A 16,758-nucleotide genomic window follows, 5' to 3' on the forward strand; every position below is an offset into this window, starting at 1 on the left:
TGTAACATAGTATTTGCCATTCTTCGTGATGAAAAAGAGTTTCAAATCATCACACCAGAAGAACATCAAAAGAATTACTTAAAAGCGAGATGCGACGTCGCTGCTTAATGTAATGAATACCTCCTTCGAGCCAGCCACTTGATGAAATATCAAAGGGTCTATTAAAGTTGCCCTATTTTGTTTCATTGTAAATATCAAATATTTTTTAATTCACTATTGACATTTATTAGCTGGACTATAAAAGTTAACATCGTAATTTGGCGCTTACTGTATTATATTCAATAAGTATTAAACGGAAACTAGAGAATAGGGCCAAGCCATTTTGAAGTTGATGGTTCGTAAGTATAGTGGTAGACTATTTATGAAGAATATTTATGCTATATCGGAGGGGAATTTATGGAAGTATCAATAGATCTTCTTGAAAAATATAAAGACTATGAAACAAATCCAGGATCTGAATCAGTTGATGTGATAGCAAAAAAAATGAAAGATAAATATACGGATTTTTATTTTATTGTACTTGAAGATAAAAAAATTGGGGTGATTAGAGTTGTTAGGCTTTCGAATCAGGAATGCAGAATTGCAAACATGTTCATTCTGCCCGAATATCAAGGCTGTGGGTATGCCAAGAGGATATTAAAACAAGTGGAATTATTATATCCTTGGGCGAAAATTTGGGGATTAGATACAATTAAACAAGAAAAAAAATTATGCTATTTATATGAGTCTATGGGTTATAAGTTTACAGGACAAGAGAAAAAGATAAAAGATGGTATGACTATTGTGTTTTACCAAAAAAAATGAAAAAATAGGATCTCTCTTTTGATATTTAATAATAGTACCCTCAATAAAAACTACCAGCATAATACTGGTAGTTAGAAGGTTTTAAATAATGCTTATATAAAAATGAGAATTTATCTATTAATATTATTAATTACAGTTATTTAGCCAATCATGAAAATGAAAATCAAATAATGGTTTATTTTCTATTTGTAGATTGTGTCCTGCCTTATCAAGGCACACAAAGGTTAAATGTGATAAATGCTTTACTAATCTCCAAGTATCTTCATAACCCACACAATTATCTTGTTTACCTGTTATTACAACAATAGGTTTATTAAAGTTTATATCTTTTAACGATGCTTCAAAAGAAAAACCATATCCATCTTTACGATATGTATTGATGAAATTCACATCAGCGTCTTTTAGTCCAGGCATGATTTCGTTTCTATACCTTTCCCATGTTTTAGTAGTAGCAATAACCGCATAATCCATAAAATCTTGGAATTCATTCTGTTCACTATCTTTAGGTTTTAAATCTTTTTCTAAAACAAGAATTTCTTTTTGTGCTAGGTTACGACTCTCCTGATTACTTATTACACAAGGGCATATTAAGAATACTCCACTTATATTTAAACCCGAATTTAACATCATTCCCAATGATAGATACCCACCGTAAGAAAGCCCCACTAATAAGAAGCTTTCATCTTTAATAACTTCTCTTATAAAATTGGTTAAAAAATCTAACATATCATCTGCATTTTTTATACTAGCATTCATCTTAGTGCTACCTAATCCTGGCAAATCAATATAAATCCTTCGGTAATTATCTAAAGACGCCATAATTGGTTCAACACACCCAGTCATTGTTCTATGATCTTCTGGAAATCCATGAATACATAGTATTGGCTTTCCTGTACCAAATTCCTGATAGTAAACAGGATGATTATCTATCTTACATATCATATTTTTTATGCCTCACATTCTTTTTTGTTTTAAGATAGAATTATTTCTATTTACAACGTGATCATAATTTACATAAACTATTTACTCTAATCTCATTTAACTCATCCGGTGTTAATACATCATTATGATACAGCGTCAAGTATTCTTTTGAAACATCGCTTCCAAACATTAAAATATCATCGGAATTAATAGTAACTTTAACACCAGACCGAAACAATTTACCAATGGGATGGTGTTTCATATCCAAAACCCTTCCTAACAAAAGATTACTTGTAGGGGTAATGTTTAAAGTAATGTTGTGATTTATTAAATAATTTATAACCTCATATGATTCCACAGCAGCAATTCCATGTTGAACTTCATCTAATGAAAGCAGTTCCCCATTCCCCAATATGGGCAATCGTTTGATTCGCAGTGCGAAAAGCTGTTATTAACTCATCGATATCATTGGAAAAGAACTCACTTAATCCCCATACATCTTCCCCTATTTCCAAAATAGATACTCCATCATTTTTAGCTTGTTCAAAGGTTGCCTCAATAAGTAGCTTACGCATATCTTTGCAATTAAATCGGCAACCTATATTTTCGTGACTCCATATATGCATATCAGTCATAGAATACAGTACTGATTGAATGGGTTGGATATTATAGCCTGTTTTTCTTTGAATATATTCTCGACTACCTCCTAAAACAAAATGATTATGTAAATCAGCTTTAGGGATGTTACGAATCGTTTTCAAGTCGTTATTCTTTAATGCACATATAAATCGATTGGAATTTTCCATTGCCACACCTCCTAAAATATAAATAATACACTTATTGACCGCACATTATTAGATGTTTATACTTTCTTATAATTGAATATTGGCTACAAGTGTGTTATGATAAAAGAACACTAGTTCTGTATTGAGAAAGGGGTTTAATATGATTAAAAAAATGCCAAGTCATTGCGGCGATGAGACTTGTTCGTCATGCGTAATTGTCGGAGATTACATATTCCTGGCTCATCATGGGGGAGGGCAGGAGAAAGAAGATATTGTCCACCAAATGAGAAAGACATTTGAAAGTATGGAGAATACACTTGCTACTGCTGGTGCAACTCTAGATGAAGTGGTGCAAATAAATCTTTATCTAAGGGACATTTCTGATTTTCGGCTAGCAGCTGATGTATTTAAAGAATATTTTAAAAATGGAGCACCTGCAAGAATGACAACAACGACTGATTTTGTTGGTAAATCTTGTTTATGCCAAATGGATGGCATTGCATATAAACCAAACCATTAAAATTCTAAGTTCGTATATGGTAAATAGCCGGTACTGTGCTAATTAGTAGCAACCATGTAATAATAATTCATAAGATCAAAAGAGGTTTATTACAGGACCCACATTTGGCTTTCATTTACTAATTCATATGACGGATGATACAATCTCGTTGGTTTATAATAGTTTTTTCCTATGTATTGGAAACCAAGCTTGGTCAATATCTTTTCGGAAGCTTCGTTTTGTGGATGATGTCCAGCATACAATTTATCTGCTTTTAAAACATCAAAACTATAGTCAATAACTGCTTTTGCCGCTTCGGTAGCATATCCCACTCCCCAGTGATTTTTACACAGATGAAATCCAAGCTCATAGGAATGTATTTCAGAATCAAAAGGACGAATGCCACAACAGCCAATCAATTCTTCTGTTGTGAGTTCAAAAATAGGCCAGTACTGTATGTGATGCAATTTATCATTTTGAATTTCTGTTTCCAATCGGTGAATGATAGCTCCTCTTGTAAAGATACCAGTGGCACAAATATATTGGGTAACTTCTTTGTCCCCCCACAACTGAATAGCTAAATTTAAATCTAAATCATTCCATCTTGAAAAGCCAATCCGTTTTGTTTTCAAAAACAATTCTCGCATTTTGAACCTCGTGTTCTATAAAAATATTCATAAATAGACTACCACCAAACTTACGAACTATCAATATTAAGTTCTCAATGTACATAGATTTATTCTTAATCGTGTGATAAATTTTAAAATAACCATATAATTTGTCTGTAACCATTTTAATTATGCTCATCGTGTTTTCTGCTATTAATTAATTAAATCTACTCTTTTAATAAGCTCTTTGAGAAATAGAAAAGCACCCTTTCGGGTGCTTAACTTGGTCTTCTCTTTGTATTTGGCCCCATGCCTTCCCTGCGGGAATTATGGGTTTGATTCTGGTTCTCTGGATTTACTTTTTCCGTGATGGAGTTGAACAAATCACTGGATTTTCTCTGTTCTTGTTTCTCTTGTTGCCCCTTATCCATATTATCACCTCTTAGGTAGTATGGACTGAAATATATTCTTTTATTCATCACAAACTCAGTATAATTTCATATCTTTTTAATAATTAAGCATTGAAGGTATCGTATGGAAAAAAGTTTTGGAACAGCTCTAAGCTGCATTGATGGGAGAACGATAATTTGATTACGCTGCAAATCCAGTTAGCCAGTGCAAACATTTTCAAGATATTGTTGATTACCCTTCACATACCCTAGTCTTACATAGGAAAACCCTGTTTTTTTTAAGTATCGACAGACTTCTAAAATGATGGAAGTACCAACACCTTTCATTTGTACACTGTGATTCATCATAAAGAAACCGATAAAGGCGGTATCTGCATTGGGATACCCAAATATTAAATTCATTACTGCAACAAGCAATTCATTATTATAAAAACCAATATAGAACTAGTCATCTAGAGTCTTTCTATTAGGCAATGCTTTAAGATCTTCTTTCAAACTATCAATTGTTACGACTATCAATGTTAAAGTGGGACGGAGTTAATTACAAACACCTATTGAGTGCATGGAGAACCCATAAAAAAGGGAGGAGCCGACAAGATGGGGATCCTGCCGGCTGTATGAAAAAAAGTTTTATATAAAAAGGTTGTTAAACTGTTTGTAATTATTAATATAACTGGAAATTGTGACGGGAATTTGATAAAACTGTGAAGAGTTTGTGAAAGAAGTAATGTACGTTTAAAACTTAATATTGATAGTTAGAAGGGTATGCTGTATTGTAATATAAAGTAAATCAAAATTTTATGCATCAAAGGGATGTAAGAACTTTGTTGTTTTTTGCGATGTGTTTTTCTCTCATAAAAAAGCATAGACAATATCATACAATAAAAACTTACTATACTTGTGTTAATATTGTACCAAATCATAGAAAGGAGGAAGTTACAATGAAAAAAGAAATTAGAAATGTTTATTTAGATGAAGATTTAAATATTGAGGCATATCGCTTTCAAGGCATATCGCAAAAATTTCCCAATCATTTTCATGAATATTATGTAATTGGTTTTATTGAAGACGGGGCAAGAAGTTTAACGTGTCAAAATAAAACATATAAAATTGAGACTGGTGATCTGCTACTATTTAATCCAAATGACAATCATGAGTGTGAACAAATAGATAATAGATCTTTGGATTATCGCTGCATTAATATTCAAGTCGATATTATGTTGAAAACTACTTTAGAGATAACAAAGAAAAATTATCTGCCACATTTTACGGAGAATGTATTGTTTCATAGTGATTTGTTGCCTTTATTACGGAACCTTCATTATATGATAATGCAAGAGGAAAAGGAATTTGAAAAAGAGGAGCTATTTTTCTTCTTGATGGAACAGTTGATAACAGAACATTCCAATGCTTCTTATTCTGACGAGTTATTTGAACATAATACAGAAATTGAAACGATATGTGATTATATGAAAAATAATTATAGGAAGAGGATTAAACTGCTTGACTTAATAAATATTATAGGAATAAGCAAATATTGTTTATTACGCTCTTTTACAAAACAAAAGGGGATATCACCATATAATTATCTTATGGCAATCCGAATAAGTGAAGCAAAAAAGCTTTTGGAAAAAGGTACTTTACCAGTGGAGGTAGCACTAGAGACAGGTTTTGTAGATCAAAGTCATTTTAGCAATTTTTTCAAAAAGTTAATAGGGCTTACGCCGAAACAATATAGGAACATATTTGGACATATTGGATTAAACTTAAAATAAATTGATTTATATTATAACGTTACATGACAAGTTATATTTCTTGGTTTGGAGGTTATATCATGAATGAATTGTTAAATGGATTTTATGAACAGTATAATTACTTTTTTAAGGAAATAGTAACGAATGATAAGATAAGAATAGGAACGTTAGGACCATGTGGAACCAGTAGTGAACAAGCTCTGAAATACTTAAGTTGTTTTATTAAAAAATGTGATAAAACGATCACGATAGAAACAAGTTTGAAAAATAATTTTCTTGATGTATATGACGCCTTGAATCGAGGGCTGATTAACTATGCCCTGATACCAACTGCATATGAAAGAGTGACTGATTTTTACTGGAATAATAGATTTGTGAATAATTTGAATTTTATATTTCCAACACCGGAATATGGATTGGTGTGTAAAAGCAACTACGTGCCGATTAAAAACAGGAAAACAAGGATTGCATGTTGTCCAGCAGTTGAAAATATAATTGAGTATTTATCAAATGGTGAGCTAAAAAATGAGATGGTTGAAAAAGTAAAAACAAACTCCACAACAGAAGCGGTTATCTGTTTAATTAATGATGAAGTGGATTTGGCTATAACGAACAGAACTTCTTTCAATCATTATTCTAATAAAAACATTAAATTTATTTCTAAAACATATAATGCTATTATTGTTTGGTCTTTGTTTAAGCAAAAGGATACTTTATAAGAACGCATTGAACATAAGGGGGATTGCATGAAAGATAAGAATTCAATTGGAAATTTATTGGCATTATTAACTATGGTGATTTGGGCAACTACCTATATTTCTACAAAAGTACTTTTGCAGAATTTAGAACCAATTGAAATATTGTTTTATAGATTTGTAATGGCTTATTTTATTTTAATAATTATTCACCCCAAATTTAAAAAACTACATAAATTTCGTGAAGAATTATTATTTATTAGTGCAGGAATATCAGGAGTTACTCTATATTACATGATTGAAAATGTTGCATTGAAATATACACTTGCTTCAAACGTTGGATTATTTATATCTGTTGCACCAATACTAACAGCTATATTGAGCAATTTTTTTATAGAACACGGAGGGCTTACCAAAAAACTGGTCCTTGGTTTTTTAATTGCAATGATAGGAATATTTTTAGTATTGTTTAATGGGAATTTTGTACTAAAGCTAAATCCCATGGGAGATTTATTAGCAATATTGGCCGCATTTGTTTGGGCAATTTACTCCGTAATACTTAAAAAAATTAATAATAAATATAATTATAATAACATTTACATAACCAGAAAAATATTTTTTTACGGTGTACTGTGTATGATACCTATCATTATGTATTTTAAAATCGACTTACATGTAAACAAATTAATGATTCCGACGGTGGCGTTTAATATTCTGTTTTTAAGCCTAATAGCTTCTGCTTTATGTTTTGTTATGTGGAATGTAGGAGTCAATTATATTGGAGCGATCAAAGCAAGTAATTATATTTATATCGTTCCACTTATAACGGCTATTACATCCATAATCGTACTAGGTGAGAAAATAACTTTGATCGTTATATTAGGTGGATGCTTTATATTAGCGGGCCTGTATATATCACAAAATGGATTAAAAAATCCATTGAAATTTTTAACCATAATAAAAAGGAGAGATTCATTTGAAAACAACTGAAATAGAAAATAAATGTGTCCTTGTCATTGATTCTGAATTACCGGTTGGACTGATCGCTAATACAGCAGCTATTCTTGGAATGACAATGGGGTACAAGCATAATTGCATAATAGGTGAGGATATCATGGATGCTTCCAATCAATGTCACGTAGGAATTACCAATATTCCAATTCCAATTTTAAAGGGAACGATAGAAAAAATCAAAAAATTATTAGAGGAAATAAGAACAAACTATGCGGATGAGTTAACAATTATAGATTTTTCAGAAACGGCACAGACTTGTACTGATTATAATGATTATATTTCTAAAGTCAAAAATCTTTCTTCAAACGAATTTGAATATTTAGGGATAGGGATCTATGGACCTAAGAAAATTTTAAATAGATTAACGGGAAATATGCCACTTTTGCGTTAGATAATCAATGCTATAGGGGGGAATCATATGGGACACTTAGGAAATATGAAACAGGAATATTACGAACTTTCTAAAAGATTAGATAAAAATGTTGTTGGATTTCCAGAACCAGAGAATGAGACAGCTCGTAAGGGCTGGGTAACAATTCTTGAACTATTATATACACCAGAAGAGGCAATGATCGGTTCGGTGCTGCCTACTTTTCCAGCATCACTTGAAACAATTGCAAAGAAGAAAGATATTTCGAAGGACAAGCTAAAGGAAATTCTTGATCATATGGCGGATAAGGGCATAGTTATGGATCTTATTAATCCAGAGACAAAAGAAGTGTTATATTCTCTATCGCCTCCTATTGTCGGATTTCTTGAGTTGACAATGATGAAAATGGGGGATCAAAAAGTATCTCAAAAGGATTTGGCAGATGCACTTTCCATTTATGGTGGAAATAGTGAGGCTTTTGTAAAAGAAGTTCATGGATCTGGGAAGACAGCTTTGGGGAGAGCGTTGGTTTATGATTCATTGATAAAAGAAGATTTAATACCGTCGGTTTATGAATGGGAAAAAGTTGTAGAGATTGTTAATAAAGCAGAAATTATTTCTGTCTCTAATTGTTTTTGCCGGCATAAAGCGGAACATCTTGGTAAAAGATGCTCTGCACCAATGGAAACATGTTTATCTTTAGATGACTTTGGTAGATTTGTTATTAGAAGAAATTTTGGCAGAGAAATTTCTAAAGGGGAAGCAATAGAAATTTTGAAAGATTGTAGAAAACATCATCTTGTACATTTGGTTGATAATGTGAAAAATAAACCAGCATGGATATGTAACTGTTGTAAGTGTTGCTGTGGTGCTCTAAATGCAATTAATAAATTTGATTTTCCAGCTGTCAATCCAAGTGATTTTAAGCCTAAGCTATTAGGGAGAAATTGCGTAAATTGTTTATTATGCGAAAAAGTTTGTCCGGTGAATGCGATATCAAGTAATTCAAATGGAATTTACATAGATACGAACCGATGTATTGGGTGTGGAGTTTGTGCATCGGCATGTCCGCAGAGTGATATTACGTTAGAAAGACGTGAAAAAACGAATTTTGTACCAGACTCAAAGATAGAATTATTGATGCTAAGAGCATTTGAGAGAAATAAGCTTGCTGAATTTGTATATGATAATGGAGAACAATATGGTACAAGCTTCTTGAATTTAGTTGTGAAAGTAATATCCACATTGCCACAAAAGGATCAAGATAAGGCTTTAAATCAATTAGATTCAAAATTTGTTCACTATATAATGAAACATAAAGATTAAGACCATTTTTAGCCAACTATACAATATAATTAAGAAAAAAGATAAAAATTTTCAACAAGTCCCTGAAACCCTTTATCTATGCGTGTTTCAGGGGGATTATATTCTCGTTTGACTGCATCTTGACTGCATTGTAATAGGATTCCAGTTTGTCCACTTTTACATCTGCGTATCCAAAATGGGTGTAAGTGTCCAGGGTGGTCTTGATGTCGTCATGTCCGAGTAAGTATTGCGCTTGTTTAATATCTATCCCAGATTTATATAAGTCGCTGGCATAGGTATGTCGGAATGTATGGGGAGTAATGTCCTCTGCCAATGGGGTATTACTTACCGCTTGTAGTTTTTTAAGAATGTTGCTCCAGTGATTACACATAGATCCATTCCCAATGTAGTCACCTGTGCGGGAGGGAAACAGGATCCCTTTTCGGTCAGACGCATATTCTTCTAAGATGGGTAGTAACGGAGAGGGGATTGGCACTTGCCGCTTTCCTGCTTTGGTTTTTGTATTATCCTGTAGGCAATTATTTACTTTCTTGCTTGTGATCAGCGTTTTGCACACGTTAATTTTTTTATGGGTGAAGTCCAAATCTGACAGGTTCAGAGCTAATGCTTCACTTTTACGCAAGCCAGTATAAAGCAACAGACTTACAAAACAGCGTTCAAACTTATTAAAGGCGGCTTTGTCTATAAGATCTCTTTCTGCGTTGGTAAGGGATCTTTTTGTTTTTACTTCATGCTTAGCCTTTAACAGACCCTCGGTAACATCTCTTGCCACGATGTCTTTACGAACGGCATACCGCATAATCGCACGAATCGTAATCAAGCACTGGTTATACCTGGCTGTCTTACCCATCTTTATATACGTCCGGCGAAACGCTTCGATGTGGCTCTGTCTTAAGTCTTTTACCTTAATGTTTCCCACAAGGTCGTTTATACTTCGCAGCTGGCTTTTTATTACATGAATGGATTGATCTTTAATACGACCCACTTTTTCATTTGCAAGCCACAGATCTGATAACTCCTGAAAGGTGATGTTCTCTTCCTGGAGGATTATCCCTTTGTCTTTTAGACTCATGAAATCCCGGTAATTTTTATCCAGTTCTTTTAAGGTATCTCCATACAGGGTTTTTCGAATCGATTTCCCATTCTTTATCCCAATAGTTACCTGTTTTGCATATCGTCCGTCCTTTCTTTTCTTTCGTTTTTCAGCCATATTATCATTTCCTTTCTATTTTTGAGTATAAAAATAACGCCCTCTTGTCAGGACGCTTCGAAAATGATATAATTCCATTGATGAAGTGGATATATCTTTCCGGAAGTCCGGTGAGAGAAAATCTATATGAAGCCGTTCGGTGTTGGTAGCGCCGGGCGGTTTTTTGCTATTTAAGTTTAGTTTGAATATTCTGTTTTAATTTGTTGGTCACGTTACCAGATTCCAACGAGCGTAACTGGTAGTAAGCAATATTTCTTAATTTTTGAAGGCGCTCATCTGCAGGCAATCCTTGGCGAATCAAATCAGCGTTCATGCTTTCGAGGTTTACGAGTACAATTAATTGTTCAACGCTTGCATGATCACGCATATTTTCTTTGTTATTTCCTGTTTTTTCTCTCCACTGTTTCGCTGTAATTCCAAACAAAGCCATATTTAAAACGTCAGCTTCAGTTGCGTATTTCCGGCTCTTTTCTTGATTGGTTATTTCTGGAGTAATTAAAAATTCTTTTATCGCATCTGTGTGTATGCGATAATTAATTTTTGAGAGCTCCCGTTTGGTATCCCAACCAATTTCAAGTCGTTTTGCCTCGTCGGATTTTAATCTCTGATAATCTTTAATTATGTATAACTTAAATTCTGGAGATATCCAGGAAGCAAATTCAAAAGCAATATCTTTTTGCGCAAATGTTCCACCGCCACGGCCAGAACGAGAGATAAGACCTATTGCGCAGGTAGTGTTTATCCATTTTTGGGGAGAAAGAGTAAATGAGTTTTCTCCTGCGTGTTTTTTAAACTCCTCGAATTCGAGGGGTTTAAAATCAGGATTGTTCATTTGCTCCCACAATCCAAGAAAATCAAGAGTGTTTCGATTTCTAAGCCAATTCCCAATTACTCCAGCTGGATCATTGGAATTTTTATATCTAGCAATATCAGTTATTGAAATATAGTCTTCGCCGTTGCGATTGTCAACGATAAGTATTTCAGTACCTTTAGCACTAATTTTCATACTCATATTCTCTTTTCTTAAGATTTTTATTAAAAAGCCATAGGCTATTTTAATCTTATTTTACAGTCATTAATGTATGGACTTGAATATATGGTTCAAACTGAATCATATAATTATCTATCATAACACCAGTACCATAAATCTGTCGATAATATTCAAGCGCTTCTTTTAATGCGTTTTCAGAAACATTCAGATGCTCTGCAATATCGTACATACTTTCACAGTGGGCTTTAAAAGCATCGATAAGCCCTTCCAATCCAATTCTTTTATTGTATCCCCATAATCGGGCAGTACGCTCTTGTTTTTGATTTGAGATTTTTTGGTTATCTATTATATTTCCAGATGACGTATAATAGTGTCCCATTTCTTCTGCTAACACATCGGCTTTAAGAATGGTATTAGGTAAAGTTGAATTAACGGCTATCGTCCCATCATAATATAACCCAAGAATATTTTCACTTTTAAAATCAATGTAATCAACTTCTATATTTTCTTCATATGCCTTTTGCTCAAGTTTTTCTAAATCATTCATTAATTGTCCCCGTATAATGTTATTTTTTACGCCGGCTTTTCACAAACTCAACGTAACTCATAATTTCTTCCATTTCTTCTTCAGAAAGTTCTTCGCCATCAAAATGAGCAGCCAGTGTCTCAACTGCAGATAGCTCAGTAGTATAATCTTTGGATTTTTCCCCAGTCATCAAATAATCTACCGTAATGCCAAAATAGTCAGCTATCTTTTTCATTTTATCTGCTTTTGGAGTACTTTTCCCCCTTTTCCATTCACTAAACAGTGATGACGGAAGTCCCGTTCCTCTGCAAACGTCGGCAGCTTTTACGCCCCGAGTTTCTAATAGTTTTGAAAAAATCTCGTACATAGTATCTCCTTTTCAAAAAAAACTAGAAAATTCTAAAAATAAAGTTGACAAACTAGAATAGTCTAGCTATACTATGCGTATAAGTTAGAAAATCCTAGGAAGTAAGTTCTAGCTTTTAATAATTGATCTGTAGTAATTTCGATTATATAGAATTTTCTAGCTAAAGTCAATATAAAAAGTAGAATTTTTGAGAAAGTGGGTGATTTTTTGCTTAGTTCCGTTGATTCTTTTCGAAAGTTGGAGAATCTTGTGGAGAGGAATGGAGTCTCATTCTATGCACTCGGAAAAACGTTAGATTTTCCATCATCTTTTTTTAGTGAATGGAAGAGAGGAAAAATGATGCCGAAAGTAGATAAGCTTATGGTGTTGGCAGAGCATTTTAAAGTTCCAATTAATTATTTTTTAGAGAACATAGAAAAGGAGGGCTCATGAATGATTTAGTGACCCAAGTTCAGCAGTTTCCGGATGCACTGGAAGAGTTAAGCAAGTTTGTTCTTGGAGGTAGAGAAAAGTTGATTTCAATAAGGACGGAAAAAAGAGCTATTGATAAAGTTCATCTTGCATTTCTCCTTTCTTTTGTACTCAGCTCTGGTAGGAGCCTGTATTTACTGTTTAGGAAGATTTGGAAAATTTCACAAAAAAGGAATGGTGATACATATAGAACGCAGATTATTGTTTAAATCCTGTCGATACCGCAATCGCTGTCCTGATCGTTTCAGACGGTATCCATGCAAGGATAATAAAAGGGGGGAGAGCAATGCCAGACAAACAATTTCTAACAATTAAGGACTGCGTGGAGCGTCACGAAATAAGTCACAATACAATAGAAGGATTGTTTAAACGGAAGGGATCACCTGCAATCCGCGTCGGTCGCAAGTGGCAGGTGGACATTGCGAAGTGGGACCAATATCTACTTAAATTGGCAGAAGATAGTAAGGGATAGGAAAGGAGCATACGTCAACTCTTAAACACTTTTTACCCTTATTGCAAGGGATTTGCAGGAAGATTTACGGACGAACTGAAACGAGCGCAGGAAATAGGCGTGAAAGTGGTTACTGGAGAGAAACTGGAAAAGATCTTAAAGACTACGGGCAAAAAGATAATTGAACGATTAGGAGGTGTTCCCTCTGACAGTGGAAGAGATTAAAGATACATACAGCATGAAGGATGTTGTGGAACGCTACGGCTTTCAACCAAACAGGAGGGGGTTTATTTCCTGTCCGTTTCACACTGGTGATAGAAGCCCTTCTTTAAAAGTATATGACAAAGACTTTCACTGTCATGCTTGCGGAGCCAACGGGGATATATTCTCATTCATTCAAATGATGGACAATGTTACATTTAAGGTAGCATTTAGAATTTTGGGCGGAGCTTATGAGAACCCCACGTTTTCCTCTCGTATGAGCGTTTATAAGTCTCAAAAACGGCGGAGTATGCTTCACAAAGAACAGGAACGTCTTGGGAGAAAGAAATGGCTTAACTGTATGCTTATCGGTATCTACCGGGCATATATGGACCGTTCAGAGCCTTTCAGTGCTGTCTGGTGTGATTGCTACAATGCCCTGCAGTATCAGCTTTATATACAGTCAGAATTAAATGAAATGGAAGCGAGGTGGTAGCATGGTGCCCTTAAATGAGCTCACGGCAAAAACATTATTATCCAATCAAATATTAACAGAAGTTTTTGACCAGGAAGATGAGCTGTGCAGAGCGGAATTACTCGCTTCCCTCGGTTTAAAAGCTGCAGAGTTAAAGGTAAAAACAGAATTTAGAGAAATGGTAGCAGCGTATAAAAGAGTAGAAAAAGAAATGAAGCGCCAGGAAAAGGAACGGACGAATCAACCTTGTATTCTTGATAACTGGACAAATTTCAAAGGTCCCTATGACAATATGCAATGCAAAGAATGGCTTGCGACCGAAGGCGGGATCTGCCTTAAAAATCCATCAACCGGATACACGGATATCCTGGCCTGTTATCATCCGATTCTTCCAATCGAACGACTTAAGAACTTGGAGACAGGAGAGGAGCAGATAAAATTGGCTTATAAACGAAATGGCCGGTGGGAAGAAATCATTATTCCAAAGACCATGGTCACATCGGCAAATAAAATAGTTTCTCTGTCAGGCCGTGGAATTGCGGTTACCAGTGAGAATGCAAAGTACTTGGTGCGATACTTGGCTGATGTAGAAAATGCCAATGAAGAGCATATCGCAGTTCAGTATTCTACGTCTAAGCTTGGCTGGATTCGGAATGGTTTCTTGCCATACGATACAGAAATAGTTTTTGATGGGGACGCAAGGTTCAGGCAGATTGCGGAGAGTGTAGCGCAAGTCGGAAGCCGTAATAAGTGGTTTGAGCATGTTTTAGAACTGCGTAATACAGGTAGAATCGAAGTAAAGTTTATGTTGGCAGCTTCTTTTTCAAGTGTATTGGTTCAACCGTTAAACGGACTCCCGTTTTTTGTAGATCTGTGGGGAGAATCAGAGGGTGGAAAGAGTGTTTCTACTATGGTGGCAACGTCTATCTGGGCAGACCCAGCTGAGAATGCGTACATAAAAGATTATAAAGGAACAGAAGTGGGTTTAGAAGCGATTAGTGACTTACTAAATAATCTCCCTCTTATTTTGGACGATACCAGTAAAAAGAACCGTAAGATTGAAGATAACTTTGAAGGACTGGTATATGATCTGTGTTCTGGAAAAGGAAAGACCCGTTCGAATAAAGATTTGGGACTTAATCGAGAGAGCCACTGGAAGAATTGCATTTTAACAAATGGAGAAAGACCGCTTAATTCTTATGTAACACAAGGTGGCGCTATTAACCGTATTCTTGAGCTTGAATGTGGCCTTAGAGTTTTTAAGGATGTGTCAAGGACTCTTGAAATAATTAAGGGAAACTATGGTTTTGCTGGACGTGAGTTTATAGATGCAATTAAGGAAATTGGTTGGGAGAAAATAAAAAAAATACAGAAAGATTTTATGCAACAATTAGCTGATGATGAGAAGATGCAAAAGCAAAGCCTATCTCTTTCAATCATATTGACAGCGGATAAAATTGCTACAGAGTATCTGTTCAAGGACGGTGAACAGATCAGCTTGGAAGAGGCGAAAGAGGTACTTATCGACCGTAATGAGCTTTCCGACAATGAACGCTGCTATCAATTTATCCTGGACAAGATTGCCATGAATCCGGCACGGTTTGACATGCAGAATGAAAACACTGAGAAGTGGGGCGTGATCGAGAATGGATATGCCATTGTTTACGCTACGGCATTTACTGCACTTTGTAAAGAAGGTGGATTTTCACGGGCCTCATTCCTTTCATGGGCTAATCGGAAGGGGCTGATCCAGGCAGAAAGCAGCGGTAAAAAGATGGATAAAGTTAAGAGTTTCAAAGGAAATAAGGTGCGTTGTGTATTTCTAAAATTGAATGATGATGCGGACAAGGATGGATTTGTAAAGGTGGATCAGGCTGAAAACTCGATTCTATAAGGGTTTAATGGAGATTTTAGGGGGCAGTAACCCAGTAACCTAAAAAAACACCCCCCTATATATAGAAAAATAATTTTATGATTTTAGTATTATATTTAACAATATTTTATAAAAAATGTCTCCTACGTAGGGAAAGTTAAAAAAGTGGGTTACTAGGTTACTGTAGTGCTTAAAGCCTTATTTTACAGGGGTTAAAGCGGTAACCTATAAAATTAAAATGTAGGTTACTGTAACCATAATTAAGGTTACTTAGGAGGTTTTGTCATGTCAAACGAAGAAATCAAGAACATATTTAACGAGATACATAATGTTTTCTGGAAGAAATGGAGAGATAACGTTCCTGCAAGAGATTCCAAGGACTGGGAGGTTATCGTTCAAGAAGGAAAAGACTTGATGAAGAAATATAATCATTGCCCATTGGTAGTTTGCAATATGCGTGAGCTTATTGGAGAACTGAGTGATCGAATGAAAAAGTGTGAGAAAGGTGTCTGCTAAAAAGAAAGGCGGAGTAAGCTGCACATACATTTTGAGTGTATGAAAAATCCATAAAAAAGGAAGAAGCCGACAAGATGGGGATTCCTGCCGGCAGTATGAAAAAAAGTTTCATATGAAAAGGTTGTTTGCCTCTTTACAAGTATTAATATACCGGGGAAATGTGACGGGAATTTGATGGATCTGTGAAGAGATTGTGAAAGGAAGTTTGTACATTGATAATTGAATATTGATAGTTGGTAGTGTTGTGGTAGAATATAGATATTAGAGAATATATGGGGGCAATTATTATGAAAAAATATGAATATGTAAATGTGCATATCGGTAAATTTATTGGAGCGAAATCAGAAGAGCATAGAAAAATCATTAATGAATATGCTGATAAGGGATATCGTTTTGTGGGGTATATCCCAACCAATATAACGGATTATGGGAAAATAAAAGATATTGATTTAATATTTGAAATTGATTTTTAACCTATAATATCATAAAAG

23 protein-coding genes are annotated in these 16,758 nt (G+C 34.6%); 14 read left to right on the forward strand and 9 right to left on the reverse strand.

Annotated features, from left to right (window positions below):
- Window positions 1–396: 396 nt before the first annotated feature.
- Window positions 397–804, forward strand: a complete 408-nt coding sequence (locus tag EFT72_RS04435; protein WP_124065709.1) for a GNAT family N-acetyltransferase — start codon at window positions 397–399, stop codon at window positions 802–804.
- 126 nt (window positions 805–930) lie between these two features.
- Here EFT72_RS04435 and EFT72_RS04440 read toward each other — a convergent pair whose 3' ends face one another.
- From EFT72_RS04440 to EFT72_RS19895, 3 genes are all read right to left on the reverse strand, one after another.
- The gene (locus tag EFT72_RS04440; RefSeq protein ID WP_124065710.1) at window positions 931–1,746 is read right to left on the reverse strand and encodes an alpha/beta hydrolase; all 816 of its coding nucleotides are present in this window, start codon (window positions 1,744–1,746) and stop codon (window positions 931–933) included.
- A 61-nt stretch (window positions 1,747–1,807) separates the two neighbouring features.
- Complete coding sequence (locus EFT72_RS19890) at window positions 1,808–2,083, reverse strand: hypothetical protein (protein WP_347561845.1); 276 nt, start codon at window positions 2,081–2,083, stop codon at window positions 1,808–1,810.
- A gap of 22 nt (window positions 2,084–2,105) precedes the next feature.
- Window positions 2,106–2,531 (reverse strand): hypothetical protein, encoded by a 426-nt coding sequence (locus EFT72_RS19895; RefSeq protein WP_347561839.1) that lies wholly within the window; start codon window positions 2,529–2,531, stop codon window positions 2,106–2,108.
- 139 nt (window positions 2,532–2,670) lie between these two features.
- On the opposite strand from EFT72_RS19895, the gene EFT72_RS04450 reads away from it, so the two are divergent.
- Complete coding sequence (locus EFT72_RS04450) at window positions 2,671–3,030, forward strand: RidA family protein (protein ID WP_124065711.1); 360 nt, start codon at window positions 2,671–2,673, stop codon at window positions 3,028–3,030.
- Window positions 3,031–3,119: 89 nt separating this feature from the next.
- Here EFT72_RS04450 and EFT72_RS04455 read toward each other — a convergent pair whose 3' ends face one another.
- Both EFT72_RS04455 and EFT72_RS19155 read right to left on the reverse strand, forming a co-directional pair.
- Window positions 3,120–3,656 carry a GNAT family N-acetyltransferase gene (locus EFT72_RS04455; RefSeq protein ID WP_124065712.1) on the reverse strand — a complete coding sequence of 179 codons (537 nt, stop codon included), beginning with the start codon at window positions 3,654–3,656 and terminating at the stop codon, window positions 3,120–3,122.
- A gap of 239 nt (window positions 3,657–3,895) precedes the next feature.
- Window positions 3,896–4,048: a hypothetical protein gene (locus tag EFT72_RS19155; protein ID WP_164473072.1), complete on the reverse strand. Its 153-nt coding sequence runs from the start codon at window positions 4,046–4,048 to the stop codon at window positions 3,896–3,898.
- 920 nt (window positions 4,049–4,968) lie between these two features.
- Between EFT72_RS19155 and EFT72_RS04460 the strand changes: the two genes are divergently transcribed.
- From EFT72_RS04460 to EFT72_RS04480, 5 genes are read left to right on the forward strand one after another with little or no spacing between them, the layout of a single operon-like run.
- Window positions 4,969–5,802 (forward strand): AraC family transcriptional regulator, encoded by an 834-nt coding sequence (locus EFT72_RS04460; protein WP_124065713.1) that lies wholly within the window; start codon window positions 4,969–4,971, stop codon window positions 5,800–5,802.
- Between the two features lie 59 nt (window positions 5,803–5,861).
- On the forward strand, window positions 5,862–6,500 hold the full coding sequence (locus tag EFT72_RS04465; protein WP_124065714.1) for a hypothetical protein: 639 nt from the start codon (window positions 5,862–5,864) through the stop codon (window positions 6,498–6,500).
- A gap of 27 nt (window positions 6,501–6,527) precedes the next feature.
- Window positions 6,528–7,466, forward strand: a complete 939-nt coding sequence (locus EFT72_RS04470; protein ID WP_124065715.1) for a DMT family transporter — start codon at window positions 6,528–6,530, stop codon at window positions 7,464–7,466.
- Window positions 7,453–7,881, forward strand: coding sequence for a DUF2000 domain-containing protein (locus EFT72_RS04475; RefSeq protein WP_243109946.1), 429 nt, complete (start codon window positions 7,453–7,455; stop codon window positions 7,879–7,881). Before EFT72_RS04470 ends, EFT72_RS04475 begins: the two co-directional genes overlap by 14 nt.
- A 27-nt stretch (window positions 7,882–7,908) precedes the next feature.
- Entirely contained in the window at window positions 7,909–9,186 is a 1,278-nt protein-coding gene (locus EFT72_RS04480) for a 4Fe-4S binding protein (RefSeq protein ID WP_124065716.1), read from the forward strand.
- A gap of 76 nt (window positions 9,187–9,262) precedes the next feature.
- Here the strand turns inward: EFT72_RS04480 and EFT72_RS04485 are convergent, their stop codons facing one another.
- From EFT72_RS04485 to EFT72_RS04500, 4 genes are all read right to left on the reverse strand, one after another.
- Window positions 9,263–10,396, reverse strand: coding sequence for a site-specific integrase (locus EFT72_RS04485; RefSeq protein WP_124065717.1), 1,134 nt, complete (start codon window positions 10,394–10,396; stop codon window positions 9,263–9,265).
- Window positions 10,397–10,562: 166 nt separating this feature from the next.
- The gene (locus EFT72_RS04490) at window positions 10,563–11,402 is read right to left on the reverse strand and encodes a KilA-N domain-containing protein (protein WP_124065718.1); all 840 of its coding nucleotides are present in this window, start codon (window positions 11,400–11,402) and stop codon (window positions 10,563–10,565) included.
- Window positions 11,403–11,457: 55 nt separating this feature from the next.
- On the reverse strand, window positions 11,458–11,934 hold the full coding sequence (locus tag EFT72_RS04495; protein ID WP_124065719.1) for an ImmA/IrrE family metallo-endopeptidase: 477 nt from the start codon (window positions 11,932–11,934) through the stop codon (window positions 11,458–11,460).
- 19 nt (window positions 11,935–11,953) lie between these two features.
- On the reverse strand, window positions 11,954–12,280 hold the full coding sequence (locus tag EFT72_RS04500) for a helix-turn-helix transcriptional regulator (protein ID WP_124065720.1): 327 nt from the start codon (window positions 12,278–12,280) through the stop codon (window positions 11,954–11,956).
- Between the two features lie 249 nt (window positions 12,281–12,529).
- Between EFT72_RS04500 and EFT72_RS04505 the strand changes: the two genes are divergently transcribed.
- The 7 genes from EFT72_RS04505 (at window position 12,530) to EFT72_RS04530 (ending at window position 16,740) form a co-directional block, all read left to right on the forward strand.
- Complete coding sequence (locus EFT72_RS04505; protein WP_124065721.1) at window positions 12,530–12,712, forward strand: helix-turn-helix transcriptional regulator; 183 nt, start codon at window positions 12,530–12,532, stop codon at window positions 12,710–12,712.
- Window positions 12,709–12,960, forward strand: coding sequence for a hypothetical protein (locus EFT72_RS04510; protein WP_124065722.1), 252 nt, complete (start codon window positions 12,709–12,711; stop codon window positions 12,958–12,960). Before EFT72_RS04505 ends, EFT72_RS04510 begins: the two co-directional genes overlap by 4 nt.
- 77 nt (window positions 12,961–13,037) lie before the next feature.
- Window positions 13,038–13,223 carry a hypothetical protein gene (locus tag EFT72_RS19160; RefSeq protein ID WP_164473073.1) on the forward strand — a complete coding sequence of 62 codons (186 nt, stop codon included), beginning with the start codon at window positions 13,038–13,040 and terminating at the stop codon, window positions 13,221–13,223.
- A gap of 190 nt (window positions 13,224–13,413) precedes the next feature.
- Entirely contained in the window at window positions 13,414–13,899 is a 486-nt protein-coding gene (locus EFT72_RS04515) for a CHC2 zinc finger domain-containing protein (RefSeq protein WP_243109947.1), read from the forward strand.
- A 1-nt stretch (window position 13,900) separates the two neighbouring features.
- The gene (locus EFT72_RS04520) at window positions 13,901–15,772 is read left to right on the forward strand and encodes a DUF927 domain-containing protein (protein WP_124065723.1); all 1,872 of its coding nucleotides are present in this window, start codon (window positions 13,901–13,903) and stop codon (window positions 15,770–15,772) included.
- A gap of 264 nt (window positions 15,773–16,036) precedes the next feature.
- Window positions 16,037–16,267 carry a hypothetical protein gene (locus tag EFT72_RS04525; protein WP_124065724.1) on the forward strand — a complete coding sequence of 77 codons (231 nt, stop codon included), beginning with the start codon at window positions 16,037–16,039 and terminating at the stop codon, window positions 16,265–16,267.
- Between the two features lie 287 nt (window positions 16,268–16,554).
- Window positions 16,555–16,740 carry a DUF4177 domain-containing protein gene (locus EFT72_RS04530; protein WP_124065725.1) on the forward strand — a complete coding sequence of 62 codons (186 nt, stop codon included), beginning with the start codon at window positions 16,555–16,557 and terminating at the stop codon, window positions 16,738–16,740.
- Window positions 16,741–16,758 lie beyond the last annotated feature (18 nt).

The sequence above is a fragment of the Clostridium sp. E02 genome, assembly GCF_003833015.1.
In the GTDB taxonomy this organism is placed as follows: domain Bacteria; phylum Bacillota; class Clostridia; order Lachnospirales; family Lachnospiraceae; genus Lacrimispora.